Origin of the sequence: Microcoleus sp. Pol7_B2 (genome assembly GCF_036701035.1) — a bacterium.
Lineage (GTDB): Bacteria > Cyanobacteriota > Cyanobacteriia > Cyanobacteriales > Microcoleaceae > Microcoleus.
Window position 1 is genome coordinate 21551 of the sequence record NZ_JAUBQB010000048.1, and the last position, 17447, is coordinate 38997.

19 protein-coding genes and 1 pseudogene are annotated in these 17447 nt (G+C 46.0%); 14 read left to right on the top strand and 6 right to left on the bottom strand.

Annotation, left to right across the window (positions count from 1 at the left end; all coding sequences use genetic code 11):
- Positions 1 to 30: 30 nt before the first annotated feature.
- Both QUA57_RS28725 and QUA57_RS18045 read left to right on the top strand, forming a co-directional pair.
- Positions 31 to 207: a DUF6888 family protein gene (locus QUA57_RS28725; RefSeq protein WP_445304489.1), complete on the top strand. Its 177-nt coding sequence runs from the start codon at positions 31 to 33 to the stop codon at positions 205 to 207.
- Positions 207 to 413, top strand: a complete 207-nt coding sequence (locus QUA57_RS18045; protein ID WP_333062682.1) for a DUF6887 family protein — start codon at positions 207 to 209, stop codon at positions 411 to 413. Before QUA57_RS28725 ends, QUA57_RS18045 begins: the two co-directional genes overlap by 1 nt.
- A gap of 59 nt (positions 414 to 472) precedes the next feature.
- Here the strand turns inward: QUA57_RS18045 and QUA57_RS18050 are convergent, their stop codons facing one another.
- From QUA57_RS18050 to QUA57_RS18060, 3 genes are all read right to left on the bottom strand, one after another.
- The gene (locus tag QUA57_RS18050; protein ID WP_333062684.1) at positions 473 to 628 is read right to left on the bottom strand and encodes a hypothetical protein; all 156 of its coding nucleotides are present in this window, start codon (positions 626 to 628) and stop codon (positions 473 to 475) included.
- Between the two features lie 12 nt (positions 629 to 640).
- The gene (locus tag QUA57_RS18055) at positions 641 to 913 is read right to left on the bottom strand and encodes a hypothetical protein (protein WP_333062685.1); all 273 of its coding nucleotides are present in this window, start codon (positions 911 to 913) and stop codon (positions 641 to 643) included.
- A 292-nt stretch (positions 914 to 1205) separates the two neighbouring features.
- Positions 1206 to 4076 (bottom strand): diguanylate cyclase, encoded by a 2871-nt coding sequence (locus QUA57_RS18060; protein WP_333062686.1) that lies wholly within the window; start codon positions 4074 to 4076, stop codon positions 1206 to 1208.
- 516 nt (positions 4077 to 4592) lie between these two features.
- On the opposite strand from QUA57_RS18060, the gene QUA57_RS18065 reads away from it, so the two are divergent.
- The 8 genes and pseudogenes from QUA57_RS18065 (at position 4593) to QUA57_RS18100 (ending at position 11114) form a co-directional block, all read left to right on the top strand.
- Positions 4593 to 5276, top strand: a complete 684-nt coding sequence (locus tag QUA57_RS18065; RefSeq protein ID WP_333038779.1) for a class I SAM-dependent methyltransferase — start codon at positions 4593 to 4595, stop codon at positions 5274 to 5276.
- Positions 5277 to 5597: 321 nt separating this feature from the next.
- Positions 5598 to 6143 (top strand): RNA 2'-phosphotransferase, encoded by a 546-nt coding sequence (locus QUA57_RS18070; protein ID WP_333062689.1) that lies wholly within the window; start codon positions 5598 to 5600, stop codon positions 6141 to 6143.
- A gap of 71 nt (positions 6144 to 6214) precedes the next feature.
- Complete coding sequence (locus QUA57_RS18075) at positions 6215 to 7423, top strand: AAA family ATPase (protein WP_333062691.1); 1209 nt, start codon at positions 6215 to 6217, stop codon at positions 7421 to 7423.
- Positions 7398 to 7583, top strand: coding sequence for a hypothetical protein (locus QUA57_RS18080; protein WP_333062693.1), 186 nt, complete (start codon positions 7398 to 7400; stop codon positions 7581 to 7583). The genes QUA57_RS18075 and QUA57_RS18080 overlap by 26 nt, the downstream gene beginning before the upstream one ends.
- A gap of 426 nt (positions 7584 to 8009) precedes the next feature.
- Positions 8010 to 10220: a PAS domain S-box protein gene (locus QUA57_RS18085; RefSeq protein WP_333062695.1), complete on the top strand. Its 2211-nt coding sequence runs from the start codon at positions 8010 to 8012 to the stop codon at positions 10218 to 10220.
- 26 nt (positions 10221 to 10246) lie between these two features.
- Positions 10247 to 10540 (top strand): TIGR03792 family protein, encoded by a 294-nt coding sequence (locus QUA57_RS18090; RefSeq protein WP_333038786.1) that lies wholly within the window; start codon positions 10247 to 10249, stop codon positions 10538 to 10540.
- A 50-nt stretch (positions 10541 to 10590) separates the two neighbouring features.
- Positions 10591 to 10854, top strand: a pseudogene (locus QUA57_RS28730) (IS1 family transposase); the annotation flags it as partial.
- A gap of 71 nt (positions 10855 to 10925) precedes the next feature.
- On the top strand, positions 10926 to 11114 hold the full coding sequence (locus tag QUA57_RS18100) for a hypothetical protein (protein ID WP_333062697.1): 189 nt from the start codon (positions 10926 to 10928) through the stop codon (positions 11112 to 11114).
- Positions 11115 to 11227: 113 nt separating this feature from the next.
- On the opposite strand, the gene QUA57_RS18105 is transcribed toward QUA57_RS18100, so the two are convergent.
- Both QUA57_RS18105 and QUA57_RS18110 read right to left on the bottom strand, forming a co-directional pair.
- Complete coding sequence (locus QUA57_RS18105; RefSeq protein WP_333062699.1) at positions 11228 to 11362, bottom strand: hypothetical protein; 135 nt, start codon at positions 11360 to 11362, stop codon at positions 11228 to 11230.
- Between the two features lie 177 nt (positions 11363 to 11539).
- Positions 11540 to 11668, bottom strand: coding sequence for a hypothetical protein (locus QUA57_RS18110; protein ID WP_333062701.1), 129 nt, complete (start codon positions 11666 to 11668; stop codon positions 11540 to 11542).
- Between the two features lie 144 nt (positions 11669 to 11812).
- On the opposite strand from QUA57_RS18110, the gene QUA57_RS18115 reads away from it, so the two are divergent.
- From QUA57_RS18115 to gmk, 4 genes are all read left to right on the top strand, one after another.
- Complete coding sequence (locus QUA57_RS18115; protein ID WP_333062702.1) at positions 11813 to 12649, top strand: hypothetical protein; 837 nt, start codon at positions 11813 to 11815, stop codon at positions 12647 to 12649.
- 164 nt (positions 12650 to 12813) lie between these two features.
- Entirely contained in the window at positions 12814 to 14916 is a 2103-nt protein-coding gene (locus QUA57_RS18120) for a M3 family metallopeptidase (protein WP_333062703.1), read from the top strand.
- 867 nt (positions 14917 to 15783) lie between these two features.
- Positions 15784 to 16050 carry an extracellular matrix/biofilm regulator RemA gene (remA, locus tag QUA57_RS18125; protein ID WP_006632566.1) on the top strand — a complete coding sequence of 89 codons (267 nt, stop codon included), beginning with the start codon at positions 15784 to 15786 and terminating at the stop codon, positions 16048 to 16050.
- A 78-nt stretch (positions 16051 to 16128) separates the two neighbouring features.
- On the top strand, positions 16129 to 16698 hold the full coding sequence (gene gmk, locus QUA57_RS18130) for a guanylate kinase (RefSeq protein WP_333062706.1): 570 nt from the start codon (positions 16129 to 16131) through the stop codon (positions 16696 to 16698).
- Here gmk and QUA57_RS18135 read toward each other — a convergent pair.
- Positions 16695 to 17429 (bottom strand): hypothetical protein, encoded by a 735-nt coding sequence (locus tag QUA57_RS18135; protein ID WP_333062709.1) that lies wholly within the window; start codon positions 17427 to 17429, stop codon positions 16695 to 16697. The two genes, gmk and QUA57_RS18135, sit on opposite strands and share 4 nt — an antisense overlap.
- Between the last annotated feature and the right edge of the window lie 18 nt (positions 17430 to 17447).

The following is a 17447-nucleotide window of genomic DNA, read 5'->3' on the forward strand; positions in this document are numbered from 1 at the left end:
ATGCCAGTTTCGAGAAAGTTTTAGGTTTGAATGCCTACCTACGCGCAGCTAGAGGGTTTGTATCGAATCAGTTATTACTTGACATATTTGGCATTGCAACCTATTCACCTCGTTTGTGTTGACGAGAGAAGCAAAAACTTGTTTGTATTGGCTACATATGACGAGGAAACTGAGATTGAAATTGCTCCAAATGGGGAGGTGTTTTAATGAGCCAAGTAGATTATACTGCAATGTCAGATGGAGACTTGAAGCGTTATTTTCTTAAAAATAGCGGGGATAAATCTGCACTGCAAGCCTACTTATACAGGCAAAAAAAGCGATCTAATTCAATCATAACGAAAGTGGGAGATTTGGATTTCGATAATAAGATTGAGGCAGCCATTCGCCAGCAAATGAAAGACGAGAAAGATTAGTCTTGTATCCTAACAATATATTTATAAATGGGGGAGCGATCGCCCAAACCACTTTTTCTCTAAACCGCAAAAATCCCGCGCCGAAACTCCTTAACTGCTTCCACCCTAGAAGCCATCAGCAAGCAGCGAGACAGCAGGTTGATGTCTAAACCGGGCAGAACTTCGCTTTGGTCAATTTTTTCATATCCGTGCGATCGCAAATGATACAGGCCCAATACTCCATCCTCTCAAAACCAAACTTCGGGGACTCCCAAGGCTTGGTAACGATTCAACTTGCTTTCTCCGCCACTGGTAAACACTAATTCGATGGCAAGATCGGGGGTAATACCTGTTGACTTGCCACTTAAAAAAGATTCATCAGCTGGTACTGAGATTTCCTGCCCCTTCTCTTGGGTAAAGCTACCCAAGGGGTTAAACTCGATGTCTTTTTCAACAAAGTAGTTCATCAGCAAACTTGCGGTCCTCCTGCTGAAAGATTGGTGTTCTTGCGAAACTGCCAAGATTTCTACCTGACCTTTGAAATAAAAAAGTCAGATGCCGGGAGAATCAGAAAACCCCTGCTCGATTAGCTTGAATTGTTGCCAATCAATCCCGGAGTGAATTCAATAAACGCTGGTCTTTTGGTTTGTCTAAGGTTGCAGTCATGGCACGACCTTCTTTAACTATATTTATAGCAATTTGAATTCACCCAAGTTTGCCAGCACATTTGTATGTTGCGTCTGATCCAAAAAACCTGTTTAAATCGAACGGATCGATATTTGACGCAGCATACAAGTTGATTTAACTATTATATTATCCTTGAAATGTGGCAACCGAAACCCGATCGCGCCCTGCTTCTTTCGCCCGATAAAGCGACTCATCGGCCATCGCAATTAGCTCCCCCGGCTGCGACTTCGTTTCCGGAATGCAGCAAGCTACACCCAAACTCAGCGTCACATATTCGCTGACAGCAGACTTAGCGTGAGCTATGTGCAAACCCCGCACCTGTTGTGCGATCATTTCAGCTACGCAAGTCGCACCTTCAATATCCGTATTCGGCAAAACTACTACAAATTCTTCTCCACCGTAACGCGCGACTAAATCTGCCGCTCGCTTTACCGAATGCTGGATCACCGCCGCCACTTGCCGCAAACATTCATCCCCCGCTTGGTGACCATAAGTGTCGTTGTAAAGTTTGAAATAATCAATGTCGCACATAATTAAAGACAGCGGTGCTTCTTCCCTCGCCAAACGCCGCCATTCCGTATCAAGGTATTCATTAAAAGAGTGGCGGTTTCTTACCTCAGTCAAACTGTCGTAATTTGCCAAATAATGCAAGGCTCGATTCACTGTTTCTAACTGCTGTTTCTGCTGCAGCAACTGACGGTTGAGTTCCGCCAACTGCTGTTCGGCTGAGTGCGAGCGCAACAAATTTCTCACCCTCGCGAGCAATTCCCTATCGTCAAAAGGCTTTGAAATATAATCGTCAGCACCCGCATCCAAACTTTCGATCCGAGATTCCATCCCCGATCGGGCTGTCAAAAAGATTACCGGAGTAGATTTCAATTCTGGCGTGTTCCGAATCTCCTTGAGCAAATCCAGCCCGTTTTGTCTGGGCATAACTTGGTCACTAACAATCAAATTTGGCTGCAAACTTTTGGCTTTTTCTAAACCTTCAACCCCGTCACTCGCGACGGCGACTCGATAGTACGGACTTAATAAAGTTTGGAGGTAAGCCAGCAGAAAATTGTTGTCTTCTACTACCAGCAACAGCGGTAATTCTCGGCTGTCACTTGTTAATTCTTCCAGATGATTTTTGTCGTCAAAACTGTTAGGTTTCGGCAGCGCAGCCTGGGGTGTAGTCCCCCGGACATTTCCCGAACCCCACTCTCCAGAGCCGAACCCCGTCAGTCCAGCCAATTGGGCGATCGCGCTCACCAACTGATTCGCTTCCACCGGCTTCGACAAATGCCTCTGAAACCCCGCCTCCAGCGCTTCGGCCGAATCTTCTTCCTCAATACCTCCCGTCAGCGCCACGGCCGGCAGCAGTTCCCTGTGCTCGGACATTTCCATTGCTCTGATGCGGCGGATCAAATCGCAGCCGTCGGCTCCCGATACCGTCATATCGCTCACCAACACGTCGGGTCGCGACTGTTGCAACTCGGCCATCGCTTCGCAGGCACTACCCACCGCTATTACCTTGGCTCCAAATGCTTCGAGGCCAGTTTTAAGAAATTGCCGGATTTCGGCGCTGCTTTCCACCACCAGGACTTCCTTTCCCGCTAGGGGTTTGGAAACCGATCCGGGTTTGCTTTCCTTTTGGGCGATCGCAGCAGTGCGATCGTCGGGTGCATTTTTGTTGGCGCTCGGTAGCAGTACCCCAAAGGTCGCCCCCTGACCGAGGCCGGGACTCGAAGCCCAAACACTTCCCCCGTGCAGTTCCACCAACTGTCGCACAATTGAGAGCCCGAGCCCAAGCCGATTTTGTTCCTTGTTCTGGAAGCTGTCTGCAGGGCGGAAGTAGTCAAAGATGTGCGGCAAAAATTTGGGGTCGATGCCGCAACCGCTGTCGGTGACCCGAATCAACACGCCCGACTCAGTAGGCTTGATCCGCACTTGAACTGGGTATGGTGTCGATTCTGGGGTGAATTTGATGGCGTTGGCTAGGAGGTTCCAGACTACTTGCTGCAACCGTTCTGCATCTGCCAAAACGTAGCTGACGGCGGGGTCGAAATGTTTTTCTAGGCGGAGGTTTTTAGCATCGGCGGCGGGACGGAGGGTGTCGATCGCAGATTCTATGATAGACGGGAGGTGAACTGGGCCGATGTTGAGGCACACTTTCCCCCGCAGCAACCGCGAGAGGTCGAGGAGATTGTCTATTTGACGGTTTTGTAATTTGGCGTTGCGCTCGATGATTTCCAAAGCGCGGTTAGTGGTGGCTTCGTTTAAATTGCGCGATCGAGCTAGCTGCGCCCATCCCAAAATCGCACTCAGGGGCGATCGCAGTTCGTGGGAAGCGATCGCCAGAAATTCGTCTTTTGCGCGGTTGGCTTCGGCTTGGGCTGCTTCAACGGCTTTGCGATCGGTGATGTCGAATCCGATCGCCAAATACTGACAGGGTTTTCCTTGGCAGTCCAACAGTGGAACTACTGTTGCGTACACCCAATAATCACTTCCATTCTTGGCTTTATTGTGAATGTCTCCTTGCCAAATTTCATTTTTGGCAACAGTTAAGAGCAGATTTTTGATTATTTCCGAAGATTTATATTCCGAATGGAGGATGCCGAAGTGGGAGCCGATTAGTTCGGCCTGGGAATAGTTGGAGATAGAGCAAACTCGTTCGCTGGCATAGTTGATAATTCCTCGCGCGTCAGTCCTCAGCGCCAGTGTCGATCGGTCGAGCGCTCTTTTAAAATCTAAACATTCTTGTAGCGACCAATCTAGTTCTTTTGTCGTAGAAAATTGACCGAGCCGATCGGGCGCGTTGTGTTGCTGGCGATCGGGCTTATCCTTACTCCGTTGTTGGATTTCCATTGCTTCTATTTTCCCCTGACGGCTGACACCTAATCTACTCGCATCCTGATTCATTATCACAATTTTCTTTCCCGCACCGGCGGGTGTAATATTTTGTATCTCTTCATCTTCCTGAAAAATTGGCAGGTACCACATCCACTCGGGAGTCAACTCAATTTTTGTTTATAGTTGCCTAAAGTTTGTCAATCTGAGGACTGATTTTTTCATATCTAGCCGATCATCGGCTGCTGGCTGATTCCTTTTTATCTTTTATCTTTTCTCTTTTACTAGGGGGAATTACTGAGAAATTTATGGTGTCGATCACACACCGACAGTTGCATTCTTGTTTGAAACTGGTATCATAACCGTCAACTTTTTTCTCACAAATACTCCTACTATCTGGCACAAAGTCTCGTCTTCAGTAGGCTTTCGGGTCTGTGACAATCTGCCTCATCTGCACTGAAGGAGATATATGTGCAGGGCTATACAGTTCCCAAATCACGGGCCTGTTAAGGCGCACAAAGTCCGTGTCTGGCGATCGTCCGTAACTTCTTTTAAATTATTTTCTTCAACATCTTGACAGCTCTGTATATTTTTTGTATTATCAAATGTAATATGGTTTCCGAGAAGAGAACCGGCAAACTGCCTTGACGCACTCAACTATTAACAATTTGAGGAAAATCGTCTGTGAATTTAGACGCTGTACGCGAGCAATTTGAACAAAGAGCCTTTGATTATGACGGCTTAATTCCCCGCCTCATTCCGCGCTATGGCGAGCAACACGATGTAATATTGCAGTTAATCCCTTCTGAAACTAAGGGTAACATAAAAGTTCTGGATTTAGGCGCGGGAACTGGCATACTGTCGGCTGTGATTCTGTCAGCATTTCCTCAAGCAAAAGTCCTAGCCTTTGACATGGCCCAAAATATGCTGAAAACTTGCCAAACTAACTTGTCCGCTTTCCGAGAACGGCTGACCTTGCAGCAAGGAAACTTTGCCGAAGATGATTTCGGCAGCGGTTACGATTTGGTAGTTTCAGGCTTGGCAATCCACCACCTCGACAGCCCAGGCAAACAACAGCTATTTCACAAACTTTTCCACTCGATGAATCCCGGGGGAATCTTGCTAATTCGAGATATTGTGACAGGTGCTACTCCCAGACTGACTGAGCAATACGAACAGTTGTGGCGGCAGTACATGAAAGCTAACGGAGAAGACGATGCAGCCTGGTTTCAAAAATATCAAGAAGAAGATATTCCCTCCTCTGTGGAAGAGCAGACTAAGTGGCTTGCAGAAGCTGGTTTTGCCGACGTAGGATGTCACTGGCGCTATCTCAACTTTGCTATTTTTGGCGGAGTTATCCCAAGGTAGAAGGCATTAGACAGAATGCCGAGTTTTTGCTAATTATAAAAAAATAAAGCTCGTGAAAAATCGCCGCTCAAACACTTTTTGATTCCCGGAGGCCTAACCTAATTATGTAGGTACTTAAGGGCGATCTTTCCCGCTATAATTCGCGCGTAAGACCCTTTTCTACGTCCAGGAATCATTTTCCGAAAACCTGTAAGAGCGGGTTCACTCAAGAGCCCTCTGGCAGTGCAAACATATTCAATAAACCCGCTCCCCCCGACAATATAACCCGCAACTGACATTTTGTAAAAGGTGATTTAAAATCTGAATAAATAAAGTAAAATTATGAACGATTCTCGATTAGTAAAAATCAGCCGATATCTCAGCAAACACCTGCGTCACGCCCCCTGGCGCATCGGCATTGAACTCGTTCCAGGTGGCTGGGTTCCTGTTAGCGAACTCCTCGATGCGTGCAAAAAAAATAACTTTCCTGTTCAGCTTGCAGAACTCAAAAAAGTAGTCGCGCAAAACGACAAGCAGCGCTTTTCATTTGACTCCACAGGCACTCTAATTCGTGCCAACCAAGGACACACCGTAGAGGTTGACTTGCAGTTAGAACCCGCTGTTCCCCCGGATATTTTATACCACGGAACAGGTAGCACTGCCGTCGAGTCTATTCTCAGTCAAGGAATTAGGAAAATGTCGCGGCATCATGTTCATTTGTCCGTGAATATCCAGACGGCGCGCCAAGTAGGTGCAAGACATGGCATCCCGGCAGTCTTTACTGTAGATACCGCAGCTATGCAACGCGATGGTCATACATTTTACTGCTCGAAAAACAAAGTTTGGTTAGTAGATTTTGTGCCGCCCGCTTATCTCAAAATAAGTTGATAAATTTCAGTTTTTTTGTAGAATGTGTAGCACAAAAACTGTAAAATAAGAGTAAGTAGGAGTTTTGCAAAATGAGTGCGGAAGATATGGGCGATCGCGAAAACAATTTTCATCAAAACAATTCTCAAAATAGAGGTCTGCTAGGCTCGGGTTGGCGACCTTTTTATCGTCAATTTGATTGGGAACACCTGGTACATTTAGCGTCTAGCGACCCCCAAGAACTAGCTCAAAAAACTTTAGGTGCAGCTAGCGATATTGCCGACGCAATGGGACGACACCAATATACTTGGTGGGCCAATATTTTAAATGTATTTTCGGAAAATACTCGCTACGAAATTGATGAATTTTGGGATTACATTACTCCGCAGCCTGTTTACCCGGATTACCGCTACAAAGACGTTTTAGTTACCGAAACGCCTGTGGTGCAATTGGTCAGCCGCGCTAGCATTCCCATCGACTACGTTCTCAACAAACTCCAAGAAATTACTGTTTTCAAAGTTCTGGCTTTGCTAGGGAAACCCGATACAATTACCCAGTCTTTTATGGAGCGGCATTTTTCTTATCCCCCGGAGCGATTTGTTAGCTGGGAACGCTTGGAAGTTTTGGGTACTGTTTATGCTTCTTGGGCTCGATTCGGCTGCTGGCTACAAATTGACAGCTACGACAGGGGAAGACGCTGCTACACTCTAATTTGCCAAGATATTGCGCCACTCGTTAGCAAGGCAACTTATAATTTAGCGGTGATTCTGGGCGGGTACAAAAGCCGCGTCGGACAGGTTCACAGCCAGTTCCCAATTCGCACGTTTTCTGCGGAGGTTCAAAGTTTTACGGATACTGTTCAGCAGGCAATTTTGGATCAAAATCAGTTGGCTGTTTTGGTTAGTGGCGAACCGGGTACGGGCAAAACTGCTTGGACGCAAGCGGTAGCAAAGGAAATTTTAGTGCCGCTGGGTTATGTAATTTTTATCTTAGATCACGATGCTGTGGAAAATTTTGTGCCACCGAGTTATTTAGAGCGGATTTGTATTATTATCAATGAGGCTGATAATTTGGCTCAAGATCGATCGACTGCAGAAGCCCAACGCACTAACAAAACTGAACACATTTTGAGTTTGCTGGATGGAACTTTGTATCAAAGCGTCATCGACGAACACGGCATTCAATTTCAGCAAAAACTGGTAGTTTTGATGACTTGCAACACTACTGAAAGATTAGATCCTGCAATGTTACGGAAAGGGAGAGTGGATTTTACCAGTGAATTTACGCACAAATTTGTTTGAGCGCTCTCTTGCATTCTCAAGCTATCTGGCGATCGCACTGGCTACACGATCTCATACCATGTTCGATGTGGGATTTTCAATGAAAGAATTGGGAATGACTGAAGAAGCTCATGATTTGGATCGCGGGCATACAGTTGCATTCTTTTGGGGACTTGTATAAAATACCGAACAATCACCAGGAAATCTTCTGAATATCAAAGTGTGGGGGAAACTTTCTTGGGTACCTCTAGACCATTGCGGTCAATTATCGCCTAAAACCCTTTTTCTCTCTCGTTTTTTGCCTAGTCTCGCTGCCCTCTTGCGCCCCGGAATAGTCGGGGGAGACAAGAGATCACTCCAGTCCCCTCCGACTATTATTCGGGGGGCGCCAGCGCGATCTATGCCTAATCGTCAAACAGCAACCGGGCACTAGCTTTGGTCTTAAATTGACACTAATGCCTATAGACATATCCCCATCAAAAATGATATCAATGATGGGTGATACCCTCTAAGGGTATCGTCCGAGAGAGCAAATCAGGGAAAAACAGCATTTTTGGTCTCAAACAGAATTTTTCAAACTTGACAGCTATGGAGGAAATCCCAAACCGTGCAAACTAAGCCAGTTCAGCAAAAAAGTCAGGGACTGGGAAGGTACGTTGACGGGACTTTCCCGATCGCCCAACAACCCGCAGAGGCAACCGTGTCCGAGAGTAAAGACAGATTTCGGCGGTTTGTGGAGCGCTCCGCCGAAGCCGTGGCAATGGTAGATTGTGAAATGCGCTATCTGTCGGTTTCTCATCGCTGGGAAACAGATTGCGGGTTGGGCGACGGCGAGGCGATCGGCCGATCTCATTGGGAACTGTTCCCGAATCTCCCGGAATATTGGGAGCAAAATGCCCAGGCTTGTTTGACGGGAGTTTTGGAATACAGCGAGTTTGTGGCAGGGCGATCGATCGCATCTGTATCAGGAAAAACCGCAAGTGGCTCTGTCAGCGAGTCGGTAAGATGGGTATTTCAGCCTTGGAAAAATAGCGAAGGTGCGATCGGCGGTTTAATTTTGTTGGCATCTAAGATAGGTGAGGCTCCCGCTCAAACCAATTGCTCTAATAAATTTCAGTCCGAGGTCAAAAGCAAGCAGTTAGGAACAATACCACAACTAACTCAAATTGCCCTCGAAAATGCTGCTGATACAATCTTTTTTAGTACCTCCGACGGTCAAATTTGCTACGCGAACAAAGCCGCTTGCCATCTTTTCGGCTACTCGGAATCGGAACTGCTAAACATGAGGGTTAGCGACATCGATTCGCATTTGCCAGCATCGGATTGGCGAGAACACTGGGATCAACTCAAGCAGCAAACCAACCTCACTTTTGAAACCAGTTACAAAACCAAAGACGGCGCCAGTTTTTCCGTCGAAGTTAAAGTCAATTATTTAGAATACGGCGGCTGCGAATACCGCTGCGCGATCGCCCGCGACATTTCTGCTCGCCTCGCAGCAGAATCAGCGCTCGTAGAGGCCAAAGAGCAACTTCAAGCCGTTTTGGACGCGGTGCCGGGATTAGTTTCTTGGGTAAGTTCCGATTTGCGCTATTTGGGAGTAAATCGACATTTAGCTAGCGCTTACAAAATGCCGGCAGAACTATTTTTCGGTCAAAAAGTAGGTTTTTTAGAGACAAGTCCCAAATTTAACGATTTAGTATACGAGTTCTTTGCCAACCATAAAAAGAAAACATCTCAAGAAGTAACAGCGAGCATTAGAGGAGAAAATAAAACTTATCTAATAGTGGCTCAAAAATACCATAACAATACGGCGGCGGTATTTGTGGGATTGGATATTACAGAAAGCAAACAGTCACTTTTAGCTTTGCAAGAATCCGAAGAACGCCTGCGACAACAAGCGGCTAAATTAGAGCAGACGCTGTTAATTTTGCAGCAAACTCAAACTCAACTGATTCAAACAGAAAAGATGTCATCTCTGGGGCAGTTGGTAGCAGGAATAGCGCACGAAATTAATAATCCAGTTAGTTTTATTTCCGGCAATGTCAGCCATGCTACTGGCTACATTCAAGAACTGCTGCGAGCGATCGACCTTTACCAAAAATATTATCCCCATCCCGTGCCGGAAATTCAAGATTTGATGGAAGAATTAGACTTAGACTTCATCAAAAGAGACTTGCCAAAACTGCTAAATTCAATGAAAGTGGGTTCCGAAAGGATTCGCGATGTCGTGCGATCGCTCCGCTTGTTCTCGCGTACCGACGAAGCCCAAATGAAGCCTGCTGATATCCACGAAGGTTTGGACAGCACTTTGCTGATCTTGCAAAATCGCCTGCAAGCTAAAGGGGGACGGCCGGGGATTTCTCTAGTTAAAGAGTACGGAGATTTGCCGCGAGTTCACTGCTATGCGGGACACTTAAACCAAGTGTTCATGCACTTGTTGACAAATGCGATCGACGCTTTGGAAGAAGGGGGGAGAAATCCCGAAAAGTATGGTAAAATTCAAAATCAGTCTTACTTGTCTTCAGGCAGGTCGAGAGCTGAAGTATTCAATCCCGAAATTCGGATTCGGACTTCCGTGGTAGGGGAAAACGAAGTGGCGATCGCCATTAGTGACAATGGTCCTGGCATGACTGAAGAAGTCCTCGACTGCATCTTTGACCCTTTGTTTACCACTAAATGTCCAGACACGAGCACTGGTTTGGGTCTAGCAATATCCCAGCATTTAGTAGTAGAAAAGCACGGCGGTAAGTTGCACTGTGTTTCGCGTCCGGGAGAGGGAACTGAGTTGATAATTAAAATTGCGATCGGCAACGATTAATTAGCTATTTACAAATAGGAAATAAGATGGTAATTGAGTGGCTAAAATTTAAAGTACCTCAAGAAAAGTGGGAGCAGTTTATTCAGCGAGATCAGGAAGTTTGGACGGCGGGACTAAAAAGTTGGGACGGTTTTTTAGGCAAAGAAATTTGGGTAGATCCGGTGGAAAATGAGGTGGTGATGGTGATTCGCTGGGAAACTAGGGAGAAGTGGAAGTCTGTGCCACAAAGCACAATCGAGGAGTTGGATGCCAAAATGGGCGATTTGCAAATTGCGATCGCCGAAAGTCGCGAATATCAAGTCCGCAAGTTTTTGCATTAGTCCTCAGTCATCAGTCATTAGCCATTAGTCACCATTTAGGAACTCAAGGATTGTGGGATTCTCTACCGACAGTTCCAGAGTCAAGGTGCTTGTTTATTCACCGACTTTTGGAGTGCTTATCAGAGAGTTTTTCCAAAAAAGAGACACCAATCAGTAGTCAAGGAAAGTGGCTAAACTTCCTATATAGAAAGATTTAACAATACGATGAGACAAAGAATATCTCGTTTAGTCAGAAAAACTCTTTCCTTTTCTAAAAGCTCTCCCATCATATTGGAGAAATCGGGTATTTTATTCATGAGTATAACGGCTGTTTATCTATAGAGTCAAAGCCTTATTTTTTCATGATTATCCAGGACTACCCACTTCCCAACTATAAAAACAAGTTATGTCATTGTTGGCGAGAGAAAACCAGCCAGTAAAGCTCGCCCAATTGCTACAAAACGGACAATTATCATCAGATTTGCTAAACGCATTGCAATCTATATCGCAGCGCGGCTTGCTCGAAAAACAGGAAAGTCTTTACACTTTGCCACCTGTACAGAAGCCATATATCAAAGGGTTATCACCAAATTAGTCCTGGACGCATAAATACAAAAAAAACCGTGTTTTTTACCGATTCGGCTGGCTGCGACGCAGTATTTTTGTAAAAAAAACTAGGTTTATGAACCCCATGCGTAAGTCCTAATTTTAAGAAAATTTTGCATAGAGAGCGGAAATAAAATTCACGCTTAAAAAGCCTACTGCGAGTACGAGAATGATAAAGATGGCGATACTGAAAATAGACTTTAGCCGATCGCCAATTCCGGGTTTTTCTGAGTTCATTGGTCAATTTTGGCAGTAAATTTTAGAGGGTCAATTGAGAAAGAGTAGATTATACCAATGCGCGAACAAAAAGGCAACTCCCGACAACCTCCAAACGACGCTCGCCCTCAGTAGGTCGCATTTTTTCAACTTTTAATCTAAAATCTAAAATCTCAAATAGTCTTAGGAATTTTTCGGTTAGCCTGGACAGCTATTGTTGATCGCCCGAACCCGATCGCGCCCGCGTCCTGTAAAATAGAGGGCGCGTTGGGGCGAACCTTTTAACAGCCGGAATTGGGCGCGATCGTCACAGGCTCCCAAATACATAATAATATGGCAGTCATCCTTAACTTACTCACAAAGGTAAAAATAGAAGAGTGCCAAGAAATAATCTAAAACATATAACTGAAAAAAGGATATAAATCGATGCTCCACCCAATCTCGCAACCTTACCAACAACGAGCAAATACTATGACCCAAAGAGCCGTGCGGAAGCCAAAACCCTCTGTTGCAAACCACTTGAGACCAAGTTTTCCTCAAAGGCACTGGCTGGAGCTGGCAGAGTACGCCTCTCTGGCGGCCTCTGGTGTGGGTTCCCTCGCGGTGGCTGTGTCGGGTCAAGCTTTTTACGGGGTGGCTCCCCTAACCTTGGCTTTGTCGCTGAATGTTGCTAACCGGTATCGCTTCGAGCAGCAAGTGCGGGTGCATCAACATTCGGAAATGGCCCAAGTCCAAAAGTCTGTCAATAAAGTCGAAAAAACGGCGGTGACGGTAATTGTTAAATTACGCAGGCAGTTGTCTGCAGATATTGCAGCGCTGCGCCAGCAAATGGCGACAATGCCTAGGGCAGAGGGCTTTGAGGATTCTCTCGATATCCAGCGGCAGTTGCTGAGTTTAGGAGAGTCGGTAGCTTCTTTGCAAGAAATCGTGGCGTCTGCTGTGCTCGATGTCCGCCAGCAGGTGAGCGAACAACTGCAAGATTTATCGGTTGGCCAACGGGCGAATCTCCAAGCTGTGGAACAGGCTATAGAGCAACTGCAAAGCGCGACGCAAGGCTTGACAGAAACTTCTATCACCAGAGACGACTGGGAAGTAGTAAATACTCGATTTTTGGAAATCCAGAAAGTCATGGCCAATTTGCAAAGCCAACTGCAAGCTCCCGCGCACCAATCGACTGCAGATTTGTCTATTGTCCAAGCTCAAATCCACCGTTTGGAACACGAGCAGCAAGAAGTTGTCAAACCTCACCTCAAGCGCTTAATCTCGGTTGTCAAGGAGTTGCAGCACACACCAGAGAATCGTCAGTAGTCATTAGTCAGCAGTCATTAGTCATCAGTCAGAAGGAAGATTTTTCGACTCTGAGATTCTGCGACTCACGCCCGATCGAACCCAATTTTTTCGACAACTGTGTTAAAAAATGAAAAGCTAATCTGTCTAGTTCACCTGTTTTCAACCTGTTACAAGAAAATTAAATGACTGCAACCGTAACTATTGCTGATAACCCGTTACTAATCGGTCAAGGATTGCCTCCATTTGACGCGATCGAACCACAACACGTAGTCCCCGCTGTTACCCAACTGCTGACCGAACTAGAAGCCTCGCTAGCTGAGTTAGAATGGTCTGTAGAGCCGACTTGGAGCGGCTTAGTAGAACCATTGCAGCGACTCGGAGAGCGTTTAAATTGGAGCTGGAGCATTGTCGGACATTTGATGGGTGTGAAAAATAGCCCGGAATTGCGATCGGCTCACGAAACAGTGCAGCCGGAAGTAGTAAAATTTTGGAGCAAGCTCAGTCAAAGCAAACCGCTTTATGAAGCTTTTAAAGCGCTGCGGGCTAGCGAAAATTGGGACAGCTTAGAGTCAGCTCAAAAGCGAATTGTCGAAGCCTCTCTCCGAGACGCCCAACTCTCCGGCGTCGGTTTAGAAGGCGAGCAAAAAGAGCGTTTTAATGCCATTCAATTAGAATTGGCCGAAATTACTACCCAATTTTCCAATCACGTCCTCGACGCTACCAAAGCATTCAGCATCACCCTCACAAACAAAGACGAAATTGACGGTTTGCCGCCGAGTTTGTTGAGTTTAGCAGCTCAAGCCGCTCGCAGCGCCGGCGAAGAAAATGCGGATGCCGAAAACGGCCCTTGGCGGATTACTTTAGACTTTCCCAGTTACGGCCCTTTCATGCAGCACAGCACCCGCCGCGACTTGCGCGAAAAGTTGTACAAAGCTTTTATCGGCAGAGCAAGTAGCGGAGAATTGAATAACTGGCCGTTGACCGATCGCATTTTGGCTTTGCGCCAGGAAAAAGCTGCTTTGCTCGGGTTTAGCAGTTATGCCGAATTGAGCTTGGCCAGCAAAATGGCTCCCGACGTTGCAGCAGTGGAAGCTTTGTTAGAAGAATTGCGCCAGGCTAGTTATGATGCGGCTGTTAAAGATTTAGAAGAATTGAAAGATTTTGCTGCAGAAAAAGGCGCGCCGGAAGCTGGAGATTTGAAGCACTGGGATGTAGGTTTTTGGTCGGAACGGCGCCGGGAAGAAAAGTTTGCTTTTAGTGCCGAAGAATTGCGGCCTTATTTTGCTTTGCCACAGGTATTAGAGGGGTTATTTGGATTAGTAAAGCGGCTGTTCGGCGTGACAGTAACTGCGGCGGACGGTCAAACTCCTGTGTGGCACAAAGATGTGCGCTATTTCCAAATAGATGATGAAGCAGGAAATACGATCGCCAATTTCTATTTAGACCCCTACAGCCGCCCCGAGGAAAAGCGCGGCGGTGCTTGGATGGACGAGTGCGTGGTGCGCGCTAAATTTGTCGAAGCGGGAAAAACAACTACGCGGTTGCCGGTGGCTTATTTGGTGTGCAACCAAAGTCCTCCGGTTGACGGGAAACCGAGTTTAATGACTTTCTTGGAAGTCGAAACTTTGTTTCACGAATTCGGTCACGGTTTGCAGCATATGCTGACAACGGTAGACTATCCGGGGGCTTCGGGCATCAATAATGTTGAGTGGGATGCGGTGGAATTGCCCAGTCAATTTATGGAAAATTGGTGTTATGATCGCGCGACTTTGTTCGGGATGGCCAAGCATTACGAAACCGGGGAAACTTTGCCGGAACACTATTACCAAAAACTGCTAGCAGCGCGCCACTACATGAGCGGCACCGTCATGCTCAGGCAAGTACATTTTAGCAGCGTTGACATCGAATTGCACCACCGCTATCGATCGGGCGGCAGCGAAACTGTGGCCGATGTCCGCAACCGTATCGCTAAAACTACCACTGTTTTGCCTCCTCTGGAAGAAGACGCATTTTTGTGCGCTTTCGGACACATTTTTGCGGGCGGGTATGCGGCGGGGTATTACAGTTATAAATGGGCGGAAGTTCTCAGCGCTGATGCTTTTGCGGCGTTTGAGGAAGCGGGTTTGGAAGATGAAAGTGCGATCGCCTCTACAGGCAAGCGCTTCCGAGATACAGTATTAGGATTGGGCGGCAGTTTGCACCCGATGGAAGTGTTTAAAACTTTCCGGGGACGCGAACCTAGCACTAAAGCTTTGTTGAGACACAGCGGTTTAGTTGCGGCTTAATCTGCCTTAATCTACTGTGGAATAACTGGGGATTAATGCGGATGAATTTATCGGCATTAATCCCTGTTTTTTGTTAAACAAGATTTAGGCAGATCCTGTATGTCTAGGGTGCGGTGTGCATGAAGTCTTATCGCTATCCAGCAGATTCCAGGTTTATGAAGCACACAACAGATCGTTGGTTCCCCGTAGGGACACGGCAATGCCGTGTCCCTACACTTCCTAAACCGGGAACACGCTATAATTCATGCGTAAAACAACTTTTTGCGTAAGTTTTATTGTTAGAAGATTGATAAGTGGAGCCACACTTTTTTTATTGGTATTAATAGGACTAAAATTTTCACTACCCGCCCATTTTATTGTAGAACCTCATGCAATAAACATCTGTAGTTTGGCACATCATCGCCAATCATTGGGTAAAAATTGGGCAGAAAGTGCGATCGCCAGCAGCTTTTAGTTGAGGTTGGAAAGCTCCTCAAAGCAGCATCAGTCTCAATACTGTTAGTATAGACTTCGATTTGGGAATATTTACTGTTATTGAGCACTGATTATACTTGAATTACATCTCGCGGAAATTAAATTTATATATCGCAACATTTACGGGTTGTTTTCTTTATACAGCTAATGCTTTTATTTGCAAATAAAAATCGACGCTTTTACCGAATCTTTAAGATAGAGTGGCAACAGCGAGTCTTTTTTAAATTTTTGATAAAGCACGGGGTACTAGGCGTCAAAAGGGTGAAAATTTTAGGTATAAACTAAAAAACTTAGTTGGGATTAATTTGAGGATTATCAGAAAAAATCTTTGTATATTATATGATCAAAAGTAAGGATTGATAGTCAATCGTTCACCTACAGATTAAGAATTTCATGGATATTCAATTAATTAATATCGGTTTTGGTAACATTGTGTCTGCTAATCGAGTGATTGCCATTGTCAGTCCCGAGTCAGCGCCAATTAAGCGGATTATTACTGATGCGCGGGAGCGGGGACAACTGGTAGACGCAACTTACGGGCGCCGCACGAGAGCGGTAATTATTACAGATTCGAGTCACGTCATCCTCTCGGCGATTCAGCCGGAAACGGTTGCTAATCGTTTTGTGATCAGCAAAGACGGTCAAGGTCGGGATGATTGAGGTTGGTCAGTTGCAATTTGAGCGCTTACAGTCTAAAGTAAGCGGAAACTTAAATTGTTACACGTTTCTATTCTAAAAATGAAATCCGGTAAATTAATTGTTCTGACGGGGCCTAGCGGTGTGGGGAAAGGCACCTTAGTACGATCGCTCCTCAATCGCCATCCCGAATTATATCTTTCGGTATCCGTGACAACTCGATCGCCCCGTGAGGGAGAAATTGAGGGACAGCACTACTATTTTGTCAGCCGCAGCCGCTTTGAACAAATGGTTGAGGCTGGAGAGTTGGCGGAATGGGCTGAGTTTGCCGGTAATTTTTACGGTACTCCTTATTTTGGTCTCAAGCAAGGAATTGGTGAGGGAAAATGGGTAATCCTAGAAATAGAGTTGGAAGGGGCTAGGCAAATTAGGAATAAGTTTGCAGAGGCGCTGCGAATTTTTATTTTACCTCCTTCTTGGGAAGAATTGGAGCGGCGGCTGCGGAGCCGGGGTCAAGATTCCGAAACTGCGATCGCCCGTCGGTTGGTGCGGGCTAAAGAGGAAATTGAAGCAGCAGGGGAATTCGATTTCCAAGTTGTTAATGATGATTTGGAAGTTGCTTTGAAAAAGCTAGAATCAATACTTAATTTGGTTGAGCTTTCAGGTAACTAATGACTAATTACCCATTTCTCTGTCCTGGCTAAAACTTCGCTACTTTGTTTGATAGCAACACAAACTTTTAAATTCAATTCCAGAATATTCAATGAAGGCGAATTTTTTCTCAAGGGTTCAATTTCGCGAGCAGAACAGCCCAACATTTCCATATAAGCTAGCGTCCAGCCAATAGCTGCAATGTCCCCTACATTGCCTTCTCCGGCGCAGAGGAAACATCCCAATTCGCCCTCCGGCCCACACTCAGGACAAACCCAATTGCCCAGTTGTGAATGGGGCAGATTTGTGCGGGAGGCGGATGCAATTGTTAATGCTTTAATATGATTTTGAACTACTTGTTTAAAACCTCGGTTTTGGTTGCTGCGGTGGTCGGAATGTGTGTGCGATCGCCCGATTTCTTCTGCTTGCTGTTGTGGCGAAGCAACAGAGGCTGTTTGGTTCTCCCTGGTTACTCTAGATTCGCCTAGGTTCGCTGTTAGCTGAATACCATAGTCTTTCGACTCCGCAGTCTGAGAGTGGTTGAGTGCGGTGGAGGAATCGGGTTCGGAAGTTGTGAAGGATTGTTCTATGCGATCGGCAAAATCTTGCATTGACAGGTGATGTTCGATCGCCAAAGACCAAGTTCTTTTATGTCGGAGGTCGCCATATTTTCTGGCTTCTTCCTCAGTAATGCCGATCGCCGCAGCCTCTTGGCGCAGGACATTCATCGAAGTCATTGTATCTGATATCATTAGTTTGTTTGCAGTTAA

Coding starts and splice junctions, on each gene's coding strand:
- QUA57_RS28725 (WP_445304489.1), top strand. CDS start 31: ATGCCTACCTACGCGCAGCTAGAGGGTTTGTATCGAATCAGTTATTAC.
- QUA57_RS18045 (WP_333062682.1), top strand. CDS start 207: ATGAGCCAAGTAGATTATACTGCAATGTCAGATGGAGACTTGAAGCGT.
- QUA57_RS18070 (WP_333062689.1), top strand. CDS start 5,598: ATGAACGATTCTCGATTAGTAAAAATCAGCCGATATCTCAGCAAACAC.
- QUA57_RS18075 (WP_333062691.1), top strand. CDS start 6,215: ATGAGTGCGGAAGATATGGGCGATCGCGAAAACAATTTTCATCAAAAC.
- QUA57_RS18090 (WP_333038786.1), top strand. CDS start 10,247: ATGGTAATTGAGTGGCTAAAATTTAAAGTACCTCAAGAAAAGTGGGAG.
- QUA57_RS18100 (WP_333062697.1), top strand. CDS start 10,926: ATGTCATTGTTGGCGAGAGAAAACCAGCCAGTAAAGCTCGCCCAATTG.
- QUA57_RS18105 (WP_333062699.1), bottom strand. CDS start 11,362: ATGAACTCAGAAAAACCCGGAATTGGCGATCGGCTAAAGTCTATTTTC.
- QUA57_RS18110 (WP_333062701.1), bottom strand. CDS start 11,668: ATGTATTTGGGAGCCTGTGACGATCGCGCCCAATTCCGGCTGTTAAAA.
- QUA57_RS18115 (WP_333062702.1), top strand. CDS start 11,813: ATGACCCAAAGAGCCGTGCGGAAGCCAAAACCCTCTGTTGCAAACCAC.
- QUA57_RS18120 (WP_333062703.1), top strand. CDS start 12,814: ATGACTGCAACCGTAACTATTGCTGATAACCCGTTACTAATCGGTCAA.
- remA (WP_006632566.1), top strand. CDS start 15,784: ATGGATATTCAATTAATTAATATCGGTTTTGGTAACATTGTGTCTGCT.
- gmk (WP_333062706.1), top strand. CDS start 16,129: ATGAAATCCGGTAAATTAATTGTTCTGACGGGGCCTAGCGGTGTGGGG.
- QUA57_RS18135 (WP_333062709.1), bottom strand. CDS start 17,429: ATGATATCAGATACAATGACTTCGATGAATGTCCTGCGCCAAGAGGCT.